8 protein-coding genes are annotated in these 24,631 nt (G+C 69.2%); all 8 read right to left on the bottom strand.

Features of this window, described 5'->3' with window-relative positions:
- Positions 1-17: 17 nt before the first annotated feature.
- Genes I7X18_RS13665 through I7X18_RS13630 form a run of 8 tightly spaced genes read right to left on the bottom strand, consistent with a single transcriptional unit; the run spans position 18 to position 24,507 of the window.
- Positions 18-920, bottom strand: a complete 903-nt coding sequence (locus tag I7X18_RS13665) for an ABC transporter permease (protein WP_226864325.1) — start codon at positions 918-920, stop codon at positions 18-20.
- Complete coding sequence (locus I7X18_RS13660; RefSeq protein ID WP_193048144.1) at positions 920-1,741, bottom strand: ABC transporter permease; 822 nt, start codon at positions 1,739-1,741, stop codon at positions 920-922. The genes I7X18_RS13665 and I7X18_RS13660 overlap by 1 nt, the downstream gene beginning before the upstream one ends.
- Positions 1,738-2,733: an efflux ABC transporter ATPase subunit, DrrA-related gene (locus tag I7X18_RS13655; RefSeq protein WP_193048145.1), complete on the bottom strand. Its 996-nt coding sequence runs from the start codon at positions 2,731-2,733 to the stop codon at positions 1,738-1,740. Before I7X18_RS13655 ends, I7X18_RS13660 begins: the two co-directional genes overlap by 4 nt.
- Positions 2,717-7,177 (bottom strand): type I polyketide synthase, encoded by a 4,461-nt coding sequence (locus I7X18_RS13650; protein WP_193048146.1) that lies wholly within the window; start codon positions 7,175-7,177, stop codon positions 2,717-2,719. Before I7X18_RS13650 ends, I7X18_RS13655 begins: the two co-directional genes overlap by 17 nt.
- Positions 7,174-12,609, bottom strand: a complete 5,436-nt coding sequence (locus I7X18_RS13645; RefSeq protein ID WP_269751318.1) for a type I polyketide synthase — start codon at positions 12,607-12,609, stop codon at positions 7,174-7,176. Before I7X18_RS13645 ends, I7X18_RS13650 begins: the two co-directional genes overlap by 4 nt.
- Positions 12,609-17,966 carry a type I polyketide synthase gene (locus tag I7X18_RS13640; protein ID WP_198730548.1) on the bottom strand — a complete coding sequence of 1,786 codons (5,358 nt, stop codon included), beginning with the start codon at positions 17,964-17,966 and terminating at the stop codon, positions 12,609-12,611. The genes I7X18_RS13645 and I7X18_RS13640 overlap by 1 nt, the downstream gene beginning before the upstream one ends.
- The gene (locus I7X18_RS13635; protein ID WP_193048599.1) at positions 17,963-22,768 is read right to left on the bottom strand and encodes a type I polyketide synthase; all 4,806 of its coding nucleotides are present in this window, start codon (positions 22,766-22,768) and stop codon (positions 17,963-17,965) included. Before I7X18_RS13635 ends, I7X18_RS13640 begins: the two co-directional genes overlap by 4 nt.
- On the bottom strand, positions 22,765-24,507 hold the full coding sequence (locus tag I7X18_RS13630) for an AMP-binding protein (protein WP_193048600.1): 1,743 nt from the start codon (positions 24,505-24,507) through the stop codon (positions 22,765-22,767). Before I7X18_RS13630 ends, I7X18_RS13635 begins: the two co-directional genes overlap by 4 nt.
- Positions 24,508-24,631: the final 124 nt, after the last annotated feature.

Here is a 24,631-nt window from a genome sequence, read left to right as displayed (position 1 = left end):
CTCTTGCGGTTCGGGCGTCAGTTGCGCATGCTGGCCCGTCGGTATCCGACCGCCACGGGGATCAGGCACACGGCGACGATGCCGGCTGACCACGCCAGCATCTGGATCATCGGCGCGAGCACGGGCCCGCCCTGTGCCAGTCCGCGCATCGCCTCGATGGCGCAGCTGACCGGTTGATGCTCCACGACGGGCTGGATCCACGTCGGGAACTGGTCGAGCGGCACGAAGCCGGTGCTGAAGAACATCAGCAGCGCCCAGACTCCTTCGGTGAGCTCCACCATGGTGGTGCTGGCCGTGTAGAGCGCGAGGGTGATGACGGCGACCGAGAATGCCACACCCAGCGGAACGGGAACGAGCACCCAGGCCACCGAATCGACCACCCCCTGCCGGAAGCGGAAACCCAGCAGGTACCCGACCCCCAGCACCACCCCGGTGGTGACCACGATGCGCACCACCTCCGCGATCAGTCGCGACAGCAGGCCCGACGCCCGGTGCACCGGGAGCACCCACAACCTCGACAGCAGGCCGGTCTTACGCTCGTTCATGAGGCCGACCCCGCCGACCATCGCACCGGTCATCGCCCCCACCATCGCGATGAGCGGGACGCTGCCGTACAGCGCGCTGTTCCCGGTGACCTGTGAAATGCCGTCTCCCAGCACGATATCGAGGGTCACCAGCAGCACGACCGGCATGATCAGGGACTCGACCATGGTCGCAGCGTCGCGGCCCCAGCGGAGAAGGATGCGCATCGCCAGCACCCGGCTGTGCGCCAGCAGTCGCCGCGGAGAGTTCTCTCCGAGCCGGGGAAGGCGGTGCCGACCGGACGTGCCGAGCTCAACCACCGTCGGCGGTGGAACCACGTGGTAACCGTTGCGGGACGGTTGATCCGAGGGTGATCGCGGGCGCATGTCGATGGTCATCACCGGCTCCTGGCAGCGATCGAAGAGTGCAGCGGGATCGCCACCAGCGTCATACCGACCAGCCATGCGATGGCCGGCCCCAGGACCGCCCACGTGACCTCGCCCGGCGCCGCGGTGCTCTCCCCCGCGAAACCGCGCAGCGCGTAGACGAACTGGGACGTGGGTTGGTTGCGGACGAACGGTTGGATCCATTCCGGAAAGCGTTCGACGGGTTGCACACCGACCGACAGCAGACCGAACAGCACCTGCGGCAGCAGCAGCAACGGCACCGTCGCCTCTGGATTCTGATTCGCGGCGCCGATGAGGTCCCCGAGCAACGACAGCGCCGCGCCGATCGCGAGCATCAGCACACAGAAGGCCACCGTGTGGAGCAGACCACCGTAGAAGCGGAAACCGATCACATACCCGCACAACAGGGATACGGCCAGCGCGATCGAGCAGCGGTACATGCTTGCGGACATGCGTGATGCCAGCGGCAGCAGCGGGTGGATGGGCATGGCGTGGAACCGCCGGTTGATGCCCTGCACCGCGTCGGTTGCCGACCGGAACGCGGCCGATACGGCCGCGTACGCGACCGCCGTGAGCGCGATCAGAGGCATCAGATACTGCGCATAACTGCCCATGCCCTGGTTGATCGCGCCCATGAACTGCTTGAGCGGGATGTAGAAGCCGACCGTGAACATGATCGGCGCGGTGACCTGGGTGAAGACTTCGCCGTTGCGCAGGGTGGGAGTGATCACCCGCAAGGTCAGCACCCACCACTGGCGGAGCGGCGACGTGTTCGGCCGGGTGGCGAACCCGACAGCCGACGTCGTGGTCACGACGTCACGTCCGCGAGAGCGTGTCTGCCACTGTGGATTTCGGTGTTCTCACTCGTCAGCGCGAAGAACACCTCGTCGAGCGAGGGTCTGCGCAACCCGATATCGCGCAACTCGATGTTGACCGCGCCCAGCTGCCGGAGTGCCTGCACGAGGGTGTTGGGACCGTCCGGAGCCGGAATCGCGACGCGGTCGGACGCCGAGGTGAGCGCGGCCCGGTGCTTGTCCGGGCACAGCGATCCCAGCGCCTCGATCACGGCGGGCAGTTCGCCGAGGTCTCGGGGGACGATCTCGCAGTAGGTCGCGCCGGTGCGCTCCTTGAGTTGGTCGGCCGTGCCTTCGGCGATGATCGTGCCGTGGTCGATGACCACGATGCGGTCGCTGAGGATGTCGGCCTCCTCGAGGTACTGGGTGGTCAGCAGAGTGGCGATACCGGCGAGCTTGAAGTCGGCCACCAGGTCCCAGATGCTCTGCCTGCTGCGCGGGTCGAGCCCGGTCGTGGGTTCGTCGAGGAATACCACCTCGGGGCGCACCACCAGACCGCACGCGATGTCGATCCGCCGACGCATTCCACCGGAGTAGGTACCGATCCGGCGGTCGGCGGCGTGGACGAGGTCGAAGTGCTCGATGAGGTCGTCGGCCCGCGTGCGCGCCTCGGCCTTGTTCAGTCCCTGGAGCCGGCCGAACATCACGAGATTCTCCCGGCCCGTGAGCATGTCGTCGAGCGCCACCTGCTGCCCGGTGAGCATGATCGACCGGCGGACTCCGGCCGGATCGGACACCACGTCGTAGCCGGCCACCAGCGCCCGTCCGCGGTCCGGCCGTGCCAGCGTCGAGAGGATGTCGACCGCCGTCGTCTTCCCGGCGCCGTTGGGACCGAGCAGACCGAGCACCTCACCCTGTGCGACCTCGAAGCTGATGTCGGCCAACGCCACCACGGATCCGAAGGCCTTGCCCACGCCCTCGACGACGACCGCCTTACCGTTTCCGCGCATTGACCTCTCCCATTCCGATGTCGTTGGACGACAAGTCGATCAGCGTCAGCTCACCGGCCTCTGAGCCGAGCTCGTCGTCGGCCATCGCCTCCCGGATCAGCTCCATGAGCGTGCTCAGGTAGGTCTGCGCGAGGTCGGCCGCCCGGCCGGCGGCGATCCGGCCGTCGTCGTGCCACCAATCGATGTGGAGCTGCGCCGCAGAGCGGTAGATCCGCAGCTCGACCGCATGGCCGAGGCCCGGGATCGCCTCTCGCACAGGCATCGCGGTGTCCGGGTCGAACTGCACCGCGGCACCCCCGGGCGCGTCGGGTGGCAGGTCGGGGATCACACCGGCGTACTCGAAGTGGATGTCTGCGGGGCGGACCGCGTCGAATGATCGTGCCGTCGGGCCGTACAGATATCGCAACAGCCCGTATCCGATCCCGTGATGGGGAACCGCTCTGAGCGTCTCGTGTACGTCGTCGATGAGCTGGCGCGCACTGGCGTCGCGCTCGGCGGCGCACGGCAGGGCGATCGGATAGACCGTGGTGAACCATCCCACGGTGCGGTGCAGGCTCACGTCGGGTTTGAGCACGGAACGGCCCGGTCCCCCGACGTCGACCGCGATGGCGCCCGCCGCCACCGTCGCCGCCACCGTCCGGCCCAGTGCGGCCAGCAGGATCTCCTCGATCGGCAACCGGAGGCGGCGCCGGGCCTCGTCGACCTCGGCTGTCTCCGAAGGGCTCAGCTCGGTCGGATGTCGGTGCAGGTGGTCGGCGTCCGGTCTGGCCGGCTCGGACCCGGATGGCTCAGCGGGCGTGATGTGCAGGGTGGCGTGGTCGGCACTCTGCAACCAGAACTCGCGACTCTCGATGACCGCCGGATGCGTCGCGAGGGCGGCGCAGCGCTGCGACCACTCCCGCCAGGAGGTCGTCACCGGTGGCAACGCAATGTCCTGGCCCGCGAGGCGCTGGCCGAACGCGGTGAACAGATCGGCGAGCAGGATGTCGCGCGACGTGCTGTCGCCGGCCACTCCGTGCAGGCTGATCGCCAGATGACAAGGGCCGTCGGAGGATCCGCGGATGTACGTCGCGCTCAGCGGTGTGCAGTCGTCGTGACCGCGCATCTGCTCGTCGAGGATGGTCAGAACCGCCTCACGCTCCTCGAGGCTGTCGGCGCCCACATCTGCGGGCAGCGTCCGGGTGGCCACATCCGCGGCATCGATCTCCGCTTCGACGTGCTGCTCCCACGTACCCGCGCGCGACACTATCCGCAGCCGCAGGGCGTCGTGGTGGTTGGTCACGGCGGTGAGGACCGCGCGGACATCGTCGATCTGGACATCCGGGCGCAACCGCAGCAGGAACGGAATCCGCCACCGCTCGACACGGCCCACGCCGTTGCCGAGCAGGTGGGCGAGGTTCGGCGGCACCGGCGGATGCGGCGCGTCGGCCGGCGGCCGGCCCGCCAGGCCCGAGGCGTATCGCGCGGTCAACTGCGCGGCGAGTGCGGCCACCGTCTGGTTCTCGTACAGATCCTGGGGCGTCAGGTCGAGTCCCTCGTTGGCGGCGGTCATCGCGACGCTGATCGCCACCAGCGAGTCCCCGCCGAGCTCGAAGAAGTTCGCCGACCGGTCGATCGAGTCGAGCCCGAGGCACTGCCCCCAGATGCGCTGCAGCGTCGCCTCCATCGACGTGCCGGCGGCACCGCCGGCGGCGGTGCGCTCGACCGGCGACACCCGGGCTCCGTTGACCGGGACGCCGCCGTCGGCCACCGCCGCCGTGGCGCGGTGCTCGACCCAGTGCCGCTGGCGGTCGAAGGGATATCCGGGGACCGTGACCCGCTGCGGGCGGCGCCCGCCGGACAGCGGCGCCCAGTCCACCGGCACACCGGCCGCCCACAGCTGGCCGAGCCCGAGCAGGAATGTGTCGCGGTCACTGCGGTTCTGCACCGGATGACGCATGAGCCGCACCGCGCGGTGCCCGCCGGCCCAGCGGTCGTGGCGCATCGCCGAGGCCGTCAGCGTGCCACCGGGCCCGACTTCGACGAGTACGCGGGACGGGTCGGCCAGCAGGACGCCGAGCTCGTCGGCGAAGCGTACGGTGGCACGGATCTGCCGCGCCCAGTGCTGCGGATCGGTCGCCTCCTCGGCGGTCATCCACGTTCCGGTGACGTTCGACAACATCGGTATCCGCGGTTCCCGCAACGCCAGGCCGGACAGGAACGCCGCGAATTCGGGCACCACCGCGTCCATGAGCCGGCTGTGGAACGCGTGTGAGGTGCGGACGCGGCGGGCGACGACGCCGTGGGCCGACAAGCGCTCCTGGAAGGACCGGATGCTCTCGTCGCTGCCGGCGACGACGCAGCTGCCCGACTCGTTGACCGCGGCGACGTCGACATCCGGTGTGAGGTGTTCGGCGAGCAGGTCGTGGGGTAGCGCCACGGCGACCATCACGCCACTGGGGGCGGCGTGCATGAGGCGTGCCCGCGTCGCCACCGCCTTGATGGCGGTCGGCAGCTCGAAGACGCCCGCGATGGTGGCCGCCGCGTACTCGCCGATGCTGTGTCCTGCCACGGCCGCGGGCCGCACGCCGTAGGCCTCGAGCAGCTGGGCCAGTGCGTACTCGACCGCGAACAGCGCCGGCTGCGTCCGGTGTGTGTGCTCGAGGCCGCGTCCGCTGCCCTCGAAGATCTCGGCGCGCAGGTCGACGTCCATCTCGTCGGCGAATCCGGCCGCGCACAGATTGAAGTGCTGGGCGAACACCGGCTCCGACTCGTACAGTCCGCGCGCCATCCCGGCGTGCTGGGCGCCCTGTCCGGGGAACGTGAAGGCGACCGACCCGGGACCGGTCCCGACACCCGATTCACCGACGAACACGTTGTCGTGGTCGGGGGCGCCGAGCACCTCGGCCGCGTGCTGCCTGCCGTCCACCACTGCCGCCGCCCGGACGTTCTCACCGCGACGGTTGGCCAGGGTGTGGGCGACATCGGACAGGTTGGTGTCGTCATCCCCGTCGGACAGATGCGCCGCCAGCGCCCGGCGCGAATCCTGCAGGGCCGCCGCGGTCCTGGCCGACAGCAGCAGCACCTGGGGTCCGGCCGGGACATCCGCGGAGACCAGTGCGGGCGCTTCCTCGACGACCAGGTGCGCGTTGGTTCCCCCGACACCGAACGAGCTCACCCCGGCACGCCGTACGCCGTCACAGTCCCAGGCGCTGTACTCACTGCGCACGACGAACGGCGACCGCTCGAGACGGAGCTGCGGGTTGGGACTGGTGTAGTGGAGGGTGGCCGGGATCGCGCGGTGCCCAAGGCAGAGGATCGTCTTGACCAGTCCCGCGATGCCGGAGGCCACCTCGAGGTGTCCGATGTTGGATTTCACCGAGCCGATGACGCATGGGCCGCTGCGAGAAGTCGTGGACAGTTCGAACGCCTGCCGGAGCCCCTCCATCTCGATCGGATCGCCGAGAGGTGTTCCGGTGCCGTGTGTTTCGACATAGCTGATGGTCGAGGCGTCCACCTCGGCGACGGCGTGTGCCTCGGCGATGACCTCGGCCTGGCCGGCGGCGTTGGGCGCCGCATAGTTCATCTTCGTCGATCCGTCGTTGTTGATCGCCGAGCCACGGATGACGGCGTGGATGCGGTCCCCGTCGGCGACGGCCGCATGAAACGCCTTGAGCACCAACACCGCGACGCCGCTTCCGAATACGGTGCCGTCGGCCCGCACGTCGAACGGACGACAGTGCCCGGTCGCCGACACCATGGAGCCGGGTTCGTGCCAGTATCCGACATGGTGCGGCACCCGGATGGACGAGGCGCCGGCCAGCGCCACATCGCATTCACCGCTCAGGATGCTCTGGCATGCCAGGTGCACCGCGACGAGCGACGACGAGCACGCCGTCTGTACGGCCAGTGCGGGACCCCGCAGGTTGAACTGGTGCGCTATCCGGGTGGCCAGGTAGTCCTTGTCGTTCTGCAGCGACAGGTTGATCATGTCGAAGGTCGCACCCTGGCCGATGATCCGGTTCGGATCCTGGTGCGACATCAGGTTGTGGAGCAGATAGCCGCTCGCGGAGCTGGTTCCGTACACCCCGACCGAGCCCCCGAGATCCGCCGGTTCGTAACCGGTGTCCTCCAGTGCGTGCCATGCGCACTGCAGGAACAGCCGGTGTTGCGGATCCATCATGCGGGCGCCCTGCGGTGTGAAGCCGAAGAAGTCGGCGTCGAACTCCGCGATGCCGTCGAACAGCGCCGCACGGCGGACGTAGGCGGGGTTGGCGAGGGCGTGGTCGGGCACGCCGGCTGCTGCGAGGTCCGCCTCGGACAGGTCGACGATCGCCTCGTGGCCGTGGCGCAGATTGCGCCAGAACGCCGACACGGAGTCCGCCCCGGGGAATCTGCCCGCCATTCCGATGACGGCGATGGCGTTCGCCGGAGGGGAAGTCGGGAGCTGAGGACTGGTGTTCACGCTCGGTGTCCTGCCTTCCGCCGCGATGCGGCTTGTTGGCGTGCGTGGGCCCGTTGGCGAGCACGCTGCTCGGCCCGGTCACGCAAGCCGTCGGGGCCTGCATGCGGATCGTGCTCGCCGCGCCCCAGTTGACCGACGAGGTCGGCGGCGAGATCCCGCAGCGTTGCGCCCTGCAGGAGCAGCGCCACCGGGGGTTCGACACCGAAGTCGGCGCGTGCGGTGTTTCTGATACGCACGGCCATCAGTGAATCCATGCCGATCTCCGTCAGAGGCTGGTCGACGTCGACCGCCGACGGGTCCGGGTAGCCCATGATCGCCGAGGTGCGCTCGCGCAGTCGGTCGATGACGACGGGGGCGACGTCCGCGGCGTCCAACTCCTCGAGTGCCTGCGGGCCCGGCCAATCCCCGCCGGTGCTCATCTCATCGGATTCGGCCACCATGTCGGCGAAGTAGCCGACGTTCTTGATCTCGGGGAAGGCGGCCGCCGCGCGGTCAAGGCGCAGGCGCGCGACGCCGGCGCGAGAAAGATCGCCGCCCAGCAGCGTCTCGAGCGCCTCGATGCCCTCGGCGGGGCTGATGGGATCCAGTGCCCCGAAGCTCATCGCACGGGCGAGACCCACCTCCGACCATTGACCCCAGTTGATCGTGCTCGCGGGCAGACCGGCGGCGCGCCGCCAGGTGACGAGGGCGTCGAGCCACGCATTCGCGCACGCGTACGCCGCCTGTCCGGGCGAGCCGAGCAGCGAGGCCACCGAGGAGAAGCCGACCCACCAGTCCAGCGGACGACTCGCGGACGCCTCGTGCAGCCGGAGCGCTCCGACCGCCTTCGGCGCCCACACCCGGTCGAGGCTGTCCCGAGTCACAGAGGTGGCCAGGCCGTCATCGAGGACAGCGGCCCCGTGCATGATCCCCCGCAGCGGAAGTCCGGTCCGCTCGGCCGCGGCGACAAGCCCGTCTGCCACGCCGGGGACCACGATATCGCCGGGTACGTAGGCGACGTCGCCGTGTTCGGCGAGGGCGGCCAGTGCGCAGCTCTGCTCGTCGGACGGCTCCGACCGTCCGTTGAGGATCACCCTGCCGGCTCCCTTGTCGACGAGCCAGCGGGCCACGACCAGACCCAGCCCGCCGAGTCCCCCGGTGAGGACGTACGAGCTGTCGGCCCGCACGGTCGGTTCGTCGCGACGGGCCGGCAGCGATGCACGCGACAACCTTTCGACCAATCGGCGGTGTCCGCGCCAGGCGATCACATCGTCGTTGCCCGGTGTCGCCAGTTCGGCGGCGAGCGCGGTGTCGTCGCCGGGGGTGTCGTCGTTGGAGGTGTCGTCGTTGGGGGTGTCGAGGTCGACCAGGGTGGCCTGCAGGTCCGGATGCTCGTAGGTCAGCACCCGGACGAGGCCGCGGAGCGCGCCGATCGCCGGGCTGCCCGCCTCCCCCGGGTCGACCGACAGGCCGCCGCGACTGACCACCCACAGCCGCGGCGCCTTACCGTGCCAGCCGCCGACGAGCGCCCGCAACGCACCGGTCACCGAGAGGATCAGATCCCTTGCCTCGTCGGGATCGATCACGCCATCACCGAGGCCGCGGTGGCCGACGAAGACCACCACCCCGACCGGTGGACGTTCCGGGTCCGCCGCGGCCTCGGCGAAGGCGTTGTGCACCGCGGGCTCGTCGAACAGGTTCTCGCTGATCACCCTGCGGGCGGAAGAAGCGAACGTCGCGCTGAACCGGTCGACGGCCGCCTTCGTGTCGGCACCGTCGAACAGCATGAGCCAGCTGCCCGCTCGTGCACTCGACGGGGCGCGGACCGAGGGCGCCACGTCCCGCCAGGTGGTGTCGAACACCTTCTGCGCCAGGGGAAGTGGCACGGTGCGCCGTTCGACGCGGCGCAGATACACCCCGGTGATCTCGGCGGTCGGGGTGCCGTCCTCGTCGGCCAGCACGATCCGGCCCAGCTGCCCCGCCCCGCGCTCATCCAGGCTGGTCAGTTCCGCACGGCACCTGGCACGCCTGCCCACCTTCGAGTACACCCGGATGTTCTCGATCGAGACCGGTAGGTAGGTGACCTCGCCCGGATCCGCGACCGTGTCGGGCGGCATCGCCGCGGCCAGTGTCTGCAGGGCGGCGTCGAGCAGCACCGGGTGGAGGTGGAAACCCGGATGCGCACCGGCCTCGTCGGGAAGGGCGATGTGGCTTTCGGCCGAACCGCTTCCCGTCCGGTCGATCCGCGTCAACGCCGCGAACGCCGGACCGTGGTGTGCGCCGGTGCGTCGCAGCCCGGAGTAGAACTCGCTCACCGGCACGGTCTCCTGCCCCTCGGTGCTCCACGCGGGGGTCTCCGGCGTCGCCGCGCCGTTCACCACATCGACCTGGGCCACGGCGTGCCGGCACCAGGCGCCCACCGTCGAGCGGGAGTGCAGTTCGATCCGGACCTCTGCGTCCGGTGTCGCGGAAAGCTGCGTGGTGACATGGGTCTCCTCGCCGAGCGGGAGCATCTGCTCGACCTCGAGCCGGCGCACGGCGACCGCCTCGACGGGCAGACCGAGCGCCTGGCTGCCTGCGGCCAGTGCCATCTCGGCGATTCCCGCGGCGGGCATCACCACCTGGCCGTGCACCCGGTGGTCGGACAGCCACGGGAACACCGCGGTGCCGACGTCCGCCTGCCATACGTGGTCGCTGCCCGAAGGCATCTCGACATGCGTGCCGAGTAGTGGATGGGTTCCCGGAGGCGACTGACCGACCGGTCGGCTCGTCAACCAGAACCTGGTGTGCTCCCACGGGGTGGGCGGAAGGTCGACGAGAGTTCCTGCCGACGTGGCGGTTTCGGCCGGCGGCCGCACCCCGGCCAGTTGGGTGTGAAAGCTCAGCGTGTCGTCGGTGTCGCGGTACAGCGTGCCGCTCACGCGGCTATCGCGCGACTTCCCGCCGGATTCGAGGGTGTCGGTGATGGCGTGGGTGAGCAGGGGGTGGGGGCTGATCTCGATGAAAGTGGCGTGGTCCTCGGCCGCAGTGGCCACCGCCTGGGTGAAACACACCGGATCACGCAGATTGGCCACCCAATACTCCGCATCGAAAACCGCCCCACCCCCACCAGTGGTACTGATCAACCGAATCGACGGCACACCACCAACCAACCCCGCCAACCCCGCACGCAACTCCCCCAGAATCGGATCCACCGTACGGTGATGCGACGCCACATCCACCTCGATACGACGAGCCAACAAACCCCGCCCATCAACCACCGCCACCACCGCATCCACCTCATCAGGCGGACCAGCCACCACCGTCTGGCGCGGCGAGGCATACACCGCCACCCCCACCTGCGGATAATCAGCGATCACCGCCTCAACACCGGCAGCATCCAACTCCAACAACGCCATCGCCCCCCGACCCGACAACCGAGCCATCAACCGCGACCGCGTCACGATCACCCGCAACCCCTGCGCCACCGACAACGCCCCCGACACCACCGCAGCAGCCACCTCACCCATCGAATGCCCAATCACCGCATCCGGATGCACCCCATAGGACCGCCACAACTGCGTCAACGCCAACTGCACACCCACCAACACCGGCTGAATACGATCAATACCCACCAGCGACTCACCACCAGCCAACACCGACTGCAACGAAAAACCAGCCTCCACAACGAAAACCGGCTCCAACTCCGCCACCGCCGCCGCAAACACCGGCTCATCGACCAACAACCGCCGACCCATCCCCACCCACTGCGAACCCTGCCCCGAATACACAAACACCGTCCCCGCACCACACACCCCCCGATGCGGACCCACCACACCCGGCCCCGACCGACCAGACGCCAACGCCCGCAACCCCGCAACCGCCCCCACCCGATCACGCGCACACACCGACGCGAACTTCACAAACCGACTCCGATGATGATTGACCGAATGCGCCACCTCGGCCAACCCCACCTCACCCCCAACCCCCTCCAACCAATCAGCCAACACACCAGCCCACGACGCCACCCGCGCCTCAGACTTCCCCGACACCACCAACGTCGACACCCCACTAGAACCCGAAACCGGCTCCCCCACCACCACATCCGGCCCCTGCTCCACCACCACATGCGCATTCGTCCCACCCAGACCGAACGACGACACCCCCGCACGACGCGGACCGTCCGACTGCGGCCAGGCGGTGGTGGCAGTGGGGACGAACAGGCGTGTGTCCGACGGGTCGATGGCGGGGTTGAACGTCGTGAAGTGGAGGTTCTGCGGGATCTGGGCGTGCTGCAGCGCCAGCACCGTCTTGATGAAACCGGCGATGCCCGCCGCGGCCTCGAGGTGGCCGAAGTTGGTCTTCACCGCACCCATGGCGCACGGGCCGTCGCCCTGACCGTAGATCGACGCCAGCGCGTCGAATTCGATTGGATCACCCAGCGCGGTTCCGGTGCCGTGCGTCTCGACGAGGTTCACCGAACCTGCGGGGACATCGGCCGACCACAGCGCGCGCGTGATCACGTCGCGTTGGGCGAAGGCGTTCGGTGCCGTCAGCCCGTTGGATCGGCCGTCCTGGTTGAGGGCCGATCCGCGCACCACCGCCAACACGCGGTCCCCGTCGCGCACGGCGTCGGTTAGCCGCTTGAGCACCACCACACCGCAACCCTCACCGCGGACGAAGCCGTCCGCGTCGGCGTCGAACGAATGGCAGCGACCGCGGGGTGACAGCATGCCCCACTTCGACAGTGCCAGCTGGGTTTCCGGGCGCAGGATCAGGTTCACGCCTCCGGCGAGGGCGATCTCGCTCTCCCGCATCCGCAGGCTCTGGCAGGCCAGGTGCACCGAGACCAACGACGACGAACACGCGGTGTCCACCGCGACCGCCGGCCCGTGCAACCCGAGCAGGTACGCGATCCGCCCGACCGCGACGCTGTGCGCGTTACCCGTGGCGCAGTAGGCGTCGATGGCGGCCGGATCAGCCGCTGAGGCGGCTTGGTATTCGGTGTAGTACACGCCCATCATGACCGCCGCGCGGGTTCCGCTGAGGCGGTCCGGAGGGAAACCGGCGTGTTCGAGCGCCTCCCAGGCCACCTCCAACAACAGCCGTTGCTGCGGATCCATCGCCTCGGCCTCACGCGGCGAGATACCGAAGAAATCGGCGTCGAAGCCACTGACATCGGGCACGAATCCGCCCCATTTCGACGTCATCCGTGCCGGCGCGGACGGATCGGGGTCGTAGAAGGCGTCGGCGTCCCAGCGGTCCGGGGGGATCTCGGTGATCGCATCTCCCCCGCTCGCCAGCAGATCCCAGTACTGCTGCGGACCCGAGACGTTGCCGGGGAAGCGGCAACCGATCCCGACCACCGCGACAGGTTCGGCCGCGGCCAGCCGCGCGGCCTTGTCGAATCGGTCCGCGACGGTGGCACGCTGGTCCGCCGTCATGCCCGAGATCCTGCTGAAGGTCGTTTTCATCAGATACCGCTCTCACTGCCGGCCGTCGCCGGATCCACGCTGTCGAAGAGCGCGTCGAGGACGCTGCCGTCGGCATCCGGCACCACGTCGAAGTCACTGCCGACCGTGGCGGTCGAATCACTCTGCGGCAGCAGTTTGTTGGTCAGATACGTCGCCAGACCGGCGATGGTCGGGTGGTTCCAGAGCATCGTCGCCGACAACTCGACGCCGATGAGTTGTTCGGCGGCGCGTCGAACGGACATCGCCATCACCGAATCGAGGCCCATGTCGGCGAACGGGCGGTCCAGTTCGAGATCTGCGTCGCCCATGCCCAGTTCACCGGCCAGGATGGTCTGCAGTTCCCGCTCGAGGATGCTGCGCACCTCCTCGTGCGACATCACCGACCACTCCCACTCCGGCCCCAGGGCGGCTTCGCCGTCGAGCCCGCCGGAACCGGCGGACCGCAACGGGGCCATCACCGCCTGAGCGACCCGATGACGCGACACGTGCTCCCAGGCGGCGAAGGCTTCGTCCGATGTGATCGGCCGCGATCCGATGCGTTCCAACTCCTGGACGACGATGTGGGCGTCCGAGGCGAAGCCGAGGCCCTGCCAGGCCACCCAGTCGAGGCTCACGGTGTCGTCACCGCGGTGGTGACGGGCCCTGGCCAGGCAGTCCAAGTAGGCGTTGGCCGCGGCGTAGGCGCCCTGACCCGGGACGCCGAACACCGCACCCGCAGACGCCGTCAGATAGAGGAAATCCAGAGTGCCGGGTGCGAACACCTGGTCGAGCACTTGTGCCCCTTGTACTTTGGGCCACAGGGTGCGCCGGAGCCGATGCTCGTCGAGTTCGGTGAGCAGTTGGCTCTCCGTCAGACCCGCCGCGTGGATGACACCCCGGACCGGAGGGGCGCCGGCGGCGTCCCGCTCGTCGAGCAGGGCCTGCAGCTGTTCGCGTGACCCGATGTCGAGCGCCACCGCGTCGACGCCGACCCCACGCTTCTCCAGGGCGCGGATCGCGGCGATCTTGCGGCGGGTGTCCGGATCACCGTGTGCTGCATCCCATTCGCGCCGCGGAGGCAGTGCCTCACGCCCGGCCAACACCAGTCGGCGCGCACCGCGCTCTGCGAGCCAGTCGGCCATCAGCACGCCCAGCGCACCCATACCGCCGGTGATGAGGTAGGCGGCGTCGGGGCGGCAGCGGATAGGTTCCCGGGCCGGAGGGTCTGTGATCGGTACGAAGACGGGCCACAACACGGTGCCGTCGCGCACCGCGACCACCGAGCGGGTGGGGTGCGGCAGCATCGAGGCCAGCGTGGGTGCGATCTCGCCGATATCCGCCCCGGCGGGGAGGTCCACCAGCCCGCCCCACAGTTGCGGCTGCTCGGCGCCGACCACGCCGGCCAAGCCCCACAAGCAGCTCTGCGCCAAGGCGTCGGGGTCGACGGCCTCGCGGACGCCGGTGGTGATGATCCACAGCCGGACCGGGTGGTCGTCGTGCCGTTCGGACAACCGGCGGACCAGGTCGGCGACCTCGTCGACCATCTGCGCAGCCCAGTCGATGTCGGGCTCCCCCGGCTGATCGGCACCGGCCCCGGCGAGGTAGACGACGTGCCGCGCGTCGTCGACACCGGCCTCGTCGAACCCGGCGTCGTCGAACCCGGCGCCGTCGAACCCGGCGCCGGTGAGCCGGTCACACAACAGGCGGGCGGTGTCGCTTCTGCCCACGACCGCGAGCGTGCCCTGGGAATCGGACCTCTCGGTCGCGGTGTACTCCTCCCGGGGTTGCCACTCGACGGCGTGCGCCAATGACACCGCACCGTCGTCTCCCGCCGCCGGGACCGAGTCGAGGCCGGTGAACCGCAGCGAGCGGATCTCCAGACAGGTTGTCCCGTCGAGGGTCTCGACGGTGATGTCGACGACCAGGTCGTTCCCGGCACCGCCGTCGCGCCGGTCCACGCGGACCAGGCCGTGTGTGTCGGCGACGTCGGCCGCGAACCGGATGCCGTCGGCCGCCGCCGGGAACATCAGTCGCGGGTCGCCGATGTCGGCCAGCCGGCCGAGATGGACGGCGGCGTCCACGAGTGCCGCGGCCGAGGCGCGCGGCAGATCGACCTCGGCGCACAGTCCACCGGGCACCGGCAGGCAGGTGGTCACCGTCCACGCGTACGGCTGCCCGTCGATGCCCCAGGCGCGTTGCAGTTCGGCGATGGACGCGGGATCGAACGGCTCCGGAGTGGCGTCGCTGCCCGAGCCCTCCGGCCGGGGTCTGGCGGCATCCGGTGGCGCGGCGAACCGGGCGGTGGCGTGGCGCGTCCAGCGTCGTGCCGAGGTGTCGGCGTCCGGGCTCGACGACAGGGTCAGGGACTGACCGTCGGCGGTGACCTGGACCAGTCGCGGCCGGTCGACCACGATCGGGTGTTCCAGGCAGATGTCGGACAGCGCGGCCGGAACGCCGATATCCGCCGCTACGGCCGAGAAGGTCCGGAGCACAACGGATGCTGGTACCACCTCGACGCCGCCGATGCGGTGGCGGCCGGGGTACGGTCTGGCCTCCGGCGTGAGCCGTGCCTGCCACAGGTGGGCCGACGGCGAGCCGGACGCCGCCACCTCGATGTGCCGGCCCAGCACGGTGTCGGGCCGCGGTGCCGAATCCGAACGAGTCGGTTCGGCGCCGCCGATCCAGTGCCTCGTGTGCTGCCAGGGTGTCAGCGGCACCCTCGGATGGGGTTCCGAAGGGTGCGGGGTGTCCGGCGGCCGGACGGTGTGGGTGGCGTTGAGCGCGGTGTGGAAAGCGATGGTGTCGTCGGTGTCGCGATGCAGCGTGCCGATGCTGTGGTGGTGCTTGTCCGCCAGCGTGTCGGTGATGGCGTGGGTGAGCAGGGGGTGGGGGCTGATCTCGATGAAGGTGGCGTGGTCCTCGGCCGCAGCGGCCACCGCCTGGGTGAAACACACCGGATCACGCAGATTGGCCACCCAATACTCCGCATCGAAAACCGCCCCACCCCCACCAGTGGTACTGATCAACCGAATCGACGGCACACCACCAACCAACCCCGCCAACCCCGCACGCAACTCCCCCAGAATCGGATCCACCGTACGGTGATGCGACGCCACATCCACCTCGATACGACGAGCCAACAAACCCCGCCCATCAACCACCGCCACCACCGCATCCACCTCATCAGGCGGACCAGCCACCACCGTCTGGCGCGGCGAGGCATACACCGCCACCCCCACCTGCGGATAATCAGCGATCACCGCCTCAACACCGGCAGCATCCAACTCCAACAACGCCATCGCCCCCCGACCCGACAACCGAGCCATCAACCGCGACCGCGTCACGATCACCCGCAACCCCTGCGCCACCGACAACGCCCCCGACACCACCGCAGCAGCCACCTCACCCATCGAATGCCCAATCACCGCATCCGGATGCACCCCATAGGACCGCCACAACTGCGTCAACGCCAACTGCACACCCACCAACACCGGCTGAATACGATCAATACCCACCAGCGACTCACCACCAGCCAACACCGACTGCAACGAAAAACCAGCCTCCACAACGAAAACCGGCTCCAACTCCGCCACCGCCGCCGCAAACACCGGCTCATCGACCAACAACCGCCGACCCATCCCCACCCACTGCGAACCCTGCCCCGAATACACAAACACCGTCCCCGCACCACACACCCCCCGATGCGGACCAACCACACCCGGCCCCGACCGACCAGACGCCAACGCCCGCAACCCCGCAACCGCCCCCACCCGATCACGCGCACACACCGACGCGAACTTCACAAACCGACTCCGATGATGATTGACCGAATGCGCCACCTCGGCCAACCCCACCTCACCCCCAACCCCCTCCAACCAATCAGCCAACACACCAGCCCACGACGCCACCCGCGCCTCAGACTTCCCCGACACCACCAACGTCGACACCCCACTAGAACCCGAAACCGGCTCCCCCACCACCACATCCGGCCCCTGCTCCACCACCACATGCGCATTCGTCCCACTCACACCGAACGACGACACCCCCGCACGACGCGGACGTTCCACGTCCGGCCACTCCATCGACTCGGAGGCGATCGTGAAACGGGAGGCGCCCTCACACGCGTGGGGAGTCAGCTTTTCGAAGTGCAGGTGTTTCGGAATGCGGCCGTGCGCGACGCTCAGTACGGTTTTGATGAAACCGGTGATGCCGGCGGCGGATTCGAGGTGGCCCAGATTGGTCTTGACCGAGCCGAGCACCAGTGGTGCCGAATCGGCCCGGTCGGCGAAAACCCGGGTGAGCGCGTCGAGTTCGATGGGATCACCCAGTGCGGTTCCGGTGCCGTGCGCTTCGATGTAGTCGATGTCGCAGGGCCGCAGCCCGCACGCGGCCAGCGCCCGGCGCAGCAACTCCTGTTGGGCCGGACCGTTGGGCACGGTCTGCCCGCTGCTGGCGCCGTCCTGGTTGACGGCCGTACCGCGCACCACCGCCAACACGCGGTCCCCGTCGCGTCGCGCATCGCTGAGCCGCTTGAGAACCACCACACCGCAGCCCTCGCTGCGGACGTAGCCGTTGGCGCCTGCGTCGAACGTCCTGCAGCGGCCGTCCGGGGACAGCATCCCGAACTGCGAGCAGGCGATGCTGTTCTCCGGTCGCAGGATCAGGTTCACCCCGGCCGCGAGCGCGGTGTCGCTCTCCCGCCGACGCAGGCTCTGCGCGGCCAGGTGCACCGACACCAACGACGACGAACACGCGGTGTCGATCACCAGCGCTGGACCGCGTGCCCCGAGGAAGTACGACAATCGGCCGGCGGCGAAATTGGCGGCGTTGCCGAAAGAGGCGTAGGCGTTGACGCTTTCGCGCCCCAGCTGGTACGCCAGGTTGAGCGAATAGTCGTTGGTGGTGAGGCCGACGAAGATCGATGTCTGGCTGCCCCGGATCTGCTGGCCGGTGATGCCCGCGTCTTCCAGTGCCTCGCAGGCGACTTCCAGCAGCAATCGCTGCTGTGGATCCATCGCCTCGGCCTCACGCGGCGCGATGCTGAAGTGTTCGGCGTCGAACTGATCGGGCTTCCAGGAGGTGATGAACCCGCCGTCGGTGGTGCATATCGTCCCCGGCACGGTGCGGTCGGCCGAATAGAACGCGTCGGCGTCCCATCGCTCCGGCGGAACGCGCACGACGCCGCTGCGCCCGTCCTGCAGGAACTGCCAGAACTCATCGGGTGTGTTGACCTCGCCCGGCAACCGGCACCCTATGCCGACGACGGCGATGGGTTCGGTCTCGCCGTGTTCGGCGATCTCCAGGCGCGCACTGAGGTCGTCGATCTTGTTCAGTGCCTCGGTGATGATCGCTCGGCGGTCGGCCCCTCCAGTGGTCATCGCGCTCCACTCAACCGGTCGGAAAGTTGTTGTAGAAGTTCATCTTCGGTGAGATCGCCGACCGGGTCGGAGGCGGTGGCGTCCGCACCGAACTCCGGTAGTTCCCCGGCCAGATGGTCGGTCAGTGCGTCGATGGTCGGGTAGTCGAACACCACCGAGGCGGGCACCGCGACACCGAGCGTTTCACTCAGTGCCCGTTGGAGAGTCACGCTCATCAACGAGTCCATGCCGTAGTGGAAGAAGCCCGCGGCGGGATCCAGCGCCTGGGGCGACTCCACACCCATCACCGCGGCGACGAGCCCGGTGACGTGCTCCAGCAGCATCGGCCGCCGTCGCCCCGGTTCACTGTCGCGCAGCGCGGTGCGCAGGTCCCCGCCGGCGGGCCCGGACTCCCCGGCCGCGGGTTCCGCGGGCGGTTCCGCGGTGGCGGCCAGGTCGTCGATGATCGTCAACGACGCCCGGGTGCGGTAGGCGGCGGCCAGTCGCGGCCAGTCCGCGGCGACGACGACCGCGCGCGTCGGGGCGGTGCCGCCGGTCAGTGTCCGCAGCGCGAGGATGGCGACCTCGTCGGGCATGGGCTTGAGGCCGGATTCCTCTGTGACACGGAGCTCTTCGTCGCCTTGACCGTCTGACAGCGACTTCCACAGGCCCCAGTTGACGGCGGTGGCGGGTAGCCCGGCCGCCCGCCTGGCGTAGACGAAGGTGTCGAGGAAAGTGGTGGTGGCCGCGTAGTGCGCCAGCCAGCGGGAGCCGAGCAGACCGGAGATCGACGTGAAAACCACGAACTCCGTCACCGGCTGGGTGAGCGACAGGCGGTGCAGCACGGACGCCGCGTCGAGCTTGGGTGCGAACATCGCGCTGATCTGGTCGTCGGTCATGTCGCGCAGCGTTACCGGCCCACCGCCGAAGGCGGCCAGGTAGATCCCGGCAAGGGCGGGCAGGTCGGCGCCGAACCGGTCGAACAGTGCGCCCATGGCCGCTTCGTCCGTCACATCGGCGGCGACGGTGGTCAGCGTCGTGCCCCGCACGGACAACTCGTCGGCCAGTGGCTGCAGCCGCGAACCCGGACTACGGGAGACCGCCACGATGTGGGCTGCCCCCATGTCGGCGAGCTGCCGGATGAGGTGCGGCCCGATATTGCCGGTGGCGCCGACGACGAGATAGCTTGCGCTGCTGTCCAGTTCGCCGGGCGGCGCTGTCGGCGCGGTCGCCGCCTGGATCCGCGGTACGTGCCGGACGCCGGCCCGGTACACGACCTGGTCCTCGTCGTCGCCGCTGTGGGCCTCGGCGATCACGTACCGCGCGGCGGGCACGCCGGGCACCGACTGGTCGATGTCGATGATGCCGCCCCAGATCTCGGGGTGTTCCAAGGCCAGCGTGCGGCCCAGCCCCCACAGCACGGCATGTGCGGGCTCGGCGCGGTCGCCGTCCGCGATCGGCTGAGCGTTGCGGGTCAGCACGAACAACCGCGGCGGGGGCGTCCGGCTCACCGTCGCCGCCGACGACATGGCTGTGACCAGCCGTCGGGCCGATCTGAAGAGGCGGTGACCGGCATCGGAAGCGGACGTGCCCGCCGCCGGCCGTGGTGCGTAGAGCACGTGGCTGATGCCGGACAGTGCAGTACGGATCGTACCGTCGTCGGATCCTTCCAGCACCGACGGCGGCAGGGTCGTCATCCGGGACATGGGTGCGAGCATGCGGCCCAGCTGCGTCACGAAACCGTCGTCGTCGGCCAGCACCAGCCAGGATTGCGCTGTTGCGCCGGTGTTCTCGGACAGCGCCGCAACCGGCCAGCTCAGCTGGTAGTACCAGTCTGCGGGCACCAGCGGGTCGCCGGATGGCGCGACCGGTTCGGGCGTCGGTTCACGCCGACGGGCCGGCGCCACCACGTCGAGCCAATACCGGGTGTGGTGCCAGGGGGTGGCCGGCAGCACGACATGGGGTTCGGCGGGATGCGGCGTCGACGGTGGGCGGACGGTGTGCGCGGCGTTGAGGTTGGTGTGGAAGACGACGGTGTCGTCGCCATCGCGCGACAGCGTGCCGATGCTGTGGTGGTGAGAGTGTGACTCCAGCGTCTCGGTGATCGCCTGGGTCATTATCGGGTGCGGGCTGACCTCGATGAACGTGGTGTACTCGCGGGCTGCGGCGCTGACCGCGCGGCTGAACTGCACGGGCCTGCGGACGTTGGCCATCCAGTAGCGGGCGTCGAGGACCGGCTGTTCGGCCGGATCGGCCACGGTGGACAGGAATGGGATCGCGGGGTGGGTGGGCTGCAGATCGCCGAGTGCGGTACCGATCTCGGGCAGGATCGCGTCCATCGCCTCGGTATGAGAGGCGACCTCCATGTTGACCCGCCGGGCGAACCGGTTGGCTGCAGTCACCGCCTCGATCACCGCATCGACCTGCCGCGGCGGTCCCGCGACGACGGTCTGCCGGGGTGAGAGATGTCCCGCCACAGCCACTCCCGGGTATTGGGTGAGCATCGCGGCGGTGTCGGCGGCGTCCAGTTTGAGCAGCGCGACCGCACCCTGTCCGGCCTGCCGGGACATCAGCCGGGCACGGGCCGCGATCACCTGCAAGCCCTCGGACGCGCTCAGCGCACCGGCGACGACCGCCGCGCTCACCTCTCCCATCGAGTGGCCGATCACCGCGTCGGGCTGGACGCCGTGGGAGCGCCACAGTTCGGTCAACGCCAGCTGCATCCCCATCACCACGGGCTGCACGCGCGCGTCGCCGTGCACCGGTTGTCCCTCGGCGAGCACCTGTCGCAGCGAGAAGCCGACCTCCTCGACGAACGCGGGTTCCAGATCGGCTATCGCCGCGGCGAACACCGGTTCCTCGGCCAGCAGCCGCCGGCCCATCCCCGTCCACTGGGAACCCTGCCCCGAGTAGACGAACACGGTGCCCTGACCGCAGCGACCCTCGTGTGGCGGCACCACGCCCGGGGCCTCTCGGCCCGCGGCCAGCGCGCGCAGACCGGTCACCGCCTGGCCGCGATCGCGGGCGCAGACCGTTGCGAAGGTCGGATGGGTGACCCGGTGGTGGTTCAGCGTATGCGCCACCTCCGCCAACGGCACGTTCTGTCCGTCACCGGTCATCCAGTCGGCCAGCGCCTGCGCCGTCGAGCTGATCCGTTCCGGCGTCTTCCCGGACACCACCAGGGTGCTCACCGTCGGTACCGTTTCCTCCCCGGCCTCCCGGTCGGGCACTGCCGGCTCAGGCGCCTGTTCGAGGACGAGATGGGCGTTGGTGCCGCCGAATCCGAACGAGGACACCCCGGCACACCGCGGCCGGTCGGTCGCCGGCCAGTCGGTGTTGCCGTCGACGACTTCGAGCCGCAGCTGGTCGAACGGGATGTGGGGGTTCGGATTGTGGAAGTGGAGGTTGCCCGGGATGGCGCCGTGCTGCAGTGCCAGTACCGCCTTGAGCAAGCCGGCCACCCCGGCTGCCGCCTCGAGGTGGCCCAGGTTCGACTTGACGGATCCGATCATCAACGGCGACTGCTCGGGCCGCCCGCGGCCCAGCACCGTTCCGAGCGCCCGCGCCTCGATCGGGTCACCCAGAAGTGTTCCGGTGCCGTGGGTTTCGACATAGTCGACGGCATGGGGTTGGACCCGGGCGTTTGCATAAGCCGACCGCAACACCGCCATCTGGGCCGCCGGATTCGGCGCCATCAGACCGTTGGACCGACCGTCCTGGTTCACCGCCGATCCGCGCACGACGGCCAACACTCGGTCGCCGTCGCGCTGTGCGTCGCTGAGCCGCTTGAGTACGACGACACCGCACCCCTCACCGCGCACGAATCCGTCGGCGTCGGCGTCGAACGCCCGGCAGCGCCCGGTCGGCGACAGCGCGCCGGCCTGGTCGAAGCCGTGGAAGACCGCGGGCGACAGCAGCAGGTTCACGCCGGCGGCCAGCGCCAGCTTGGAGTCGCCGGTGCGCAGACTCTGGCAGGCCAGATGCACCGCGACCAGCGACGACGAACACGCGGTGTCCACGGCGAACGAGGGCCCGCGCAGGTCGAGGAAGTACGACAGCCGGTTGGCGATGATGCTCAGGGCGCCGCCGGTGTTGCTCCAGGCGTCGACACCGGGAAGGTCACTGGCCGAGAGGAACCCGTACTCGGGCAGGCACGCGCCGACGAAGACGCCGGTCTGAGAATGCCGCAGCGACGCCGGCGGGGTCCCCGCATGCTCGAGTGCCTCCCACGCGACCTCCAGCAGCAGCCGCTGCTGGGGGTCCATCTTGGCCGCCTCCCGCGGCAGGATCTCGAAGAAGTCGGCATCGAATGCGTCGACGTCGCTGAGGAAGGAACCCCACCGGGTGGTCCGCGCCAGAGCGGCCGCGACTTCGGGTGAGCCGTCGTCGAACGGCGCCCAGCGCTCCGGCGGCACCTCGCCGACCGCGCTGCGACCGTCGCGAAGGAAGTCCCACAGCTGTTCGGGACCGCGGATGTCTCCGGGGAAGCGGCACCCGAGGCCGATCACGGCGATGGGCTCGTCCCCGGCTCCGACGGGCTCGACGGCGAGGTCGGGAACACCTGCGGCCGGCTCCGACTCCGCCGCACTGAGAAACCCGGCCAGCGCGTCGATCGTCGGGTGCTGCCAGAACTCGACCGGCGACACCGATCGGCCCAGCAACTCCGACAGCTCGCCCGACAGCACCACCGCATCGGTGGATCCCACACCGAGATCGTTGAACGAGGCCTCCGGGTCGACATCGTCGGGGCTGCAGCCGACGGTCGTCACCAGATAGTCGGTCAGCCAGTGTCGGAGTGCCGTCTCATCGAGAGGTGTTGTCATACGCCCACATCCAGTCGGCTGAACTGTTCCTGGCGATAGCACTCGGTGCAGGCGGAGCGGCGCACTTTGCCGCTCGTGGTGATCGGTATCGACCCGGGTGCGACGAACACGAGGTCCGTCACCCGCACGCTGTGTGACTTGGACACCGCCGACGTCACCGCCCGACGCACGTTGTGCAATGTGCGCATCGCCTCTTCTTCGGTGCTGCCCCGCTTCTTGACCTCGGCGATGGCGACCAGTCGTTCGGTGGCGTCGTCGGGCACCGAGATCGCCGCGGCCCGCCCTCCGGTGATCTCCTGGATCGTCGCCTCGATGTCGTCGGGATAGTGGTTCCGCCCGTCGACGATCAGCAGGTCCTTGATTCGGCCGACGATGAACAGCTCGCCGTCGGACATCACCCCGAGGTCCCCGGTCCGCAGCCACGGGCCTCGCGGGGTGTCCCCGGACGGCTCGGTCAGCTGTGCGCCGAAGGTCCGCTGGGAGGCCTCGCGGTTGCGCCAGTAGCCACCGGCCACGTTGTCACCGTGGATCCAGATCTCGCCGATCTTTCCGGCCGGGTTCTCGACCTGGGTGTCGGGATCGACGATCCGCACGGTGCAGGCCCGCGGGGGCCCGTAACTGACGAGTTCCGAACCGCGTTCGCCACCGCAACGCTTGGCGTGGCCGGCGGAGAGCTTCTCGTAGTCGAACCGAACGGTCGTCGGTGGCTGTCCGGGCGGCGACGATGCGACATAGAGGGTGGCTTCGGCCAGCCCGTACGACGGGAACATCGCCGCGCCTCGGAAGCCGAATGCCGAGAACCGGTCGGTGAACCGGCGCAGGGTCGCGGAGTGCACGCGTTCGCTTCCGCTGATGATGCCCTTGACCCGGCTCAGGTCGAGTCCGGCCATGTCCGCGTCGGACGTCCGCCGGGCCGCCAGCTCGAATGCGAAGTTGGGACCCGCCGAGAAGGTGGGCCCGTGGGAGGCCAGCATCTGGATCCACCGCGCGGGTTTCTGCAGGAAGGCCATCGGGCTGGTGATGACCGCGTGCCGGCCGCTCGCTACGGGGGCGAATGTGCCCAGCAACAAGCCCATGTCGTGGTAGAAGGGCAGCCACGACACGAGCGTGAGACCCGCCGGCGCCACTTTGCCCTCGTGCTCGAAGTAGTCCGAGAACACCTGATCGAGATTGGCGATGACGTTGCGGTGCGTCACCACCACGCCCGCGGGTTTGCGGGTGGAGCCGGAGGTGTACTGCAGCAACGCGACATCGTGGTGTGCCACCGTCCCCGAACGCACCGGAGCCGAGTCGAGGTCCAGCGCGTCGAGCTCGATCACTGAGGGCGATGACCGCATCGCACCGACAGCGGGCACGACAGCGTCGACGACCGACGACGTCGTCAGCACCGCCACCGGTGCGCTGTCGACCAGCGCTGCGCTGACGCGTACGTCGTGAATTCCGAACTGCGGCACGGACAGTGGCACCGCGATGTAGCCGGCGTGCATCGCCGCGAGGAATCCGATGATGTACTCGAGACCCTGCGGGGCGAGGATTGCGACGCGGTCACCCGGCGAGCCGCACGGTGCGAGCACCGCCGCCAGCGCCTCGACTCGCCGCCACGCCTGTGACCATGTCAACGTCTCCCGAAAACCGGCCGGATCCACGTCGTGGTCGATGAAGGTGAATGCCGGCGCTTCTGGTTGCTGCCGGGCCTGCTCCCGGAGCAGTACGGGGATCGAAGGCTCCATAGCAGCCATCGCGGCACCTTTCAGTGTTCTTTGCTTGGAGACCCAGATCGACGCCCACCGTCGGCCTCCCCCCAAGAGGTTTTTGACGGGATCAACTCCCTCGCCGCACGCTAACACGGGACGGTTCAAGATC

Origin of the sequence: Mycolicibacterium baixiangningiae, assembly GCF_016313185.1 — a bacterium.
GTDB classification, from domain to species: Bacteria; Actinomycetota; Actinomycetes; order Mycobacteriales; family Mycobacteriaceae; genus Mycobacterium; species Mycobacterium baixiangningiae.
Note: the sequence above shows the minus strand (reverse complement) of the source record. Positions and strands in the feature narration are given on the sequence as shown.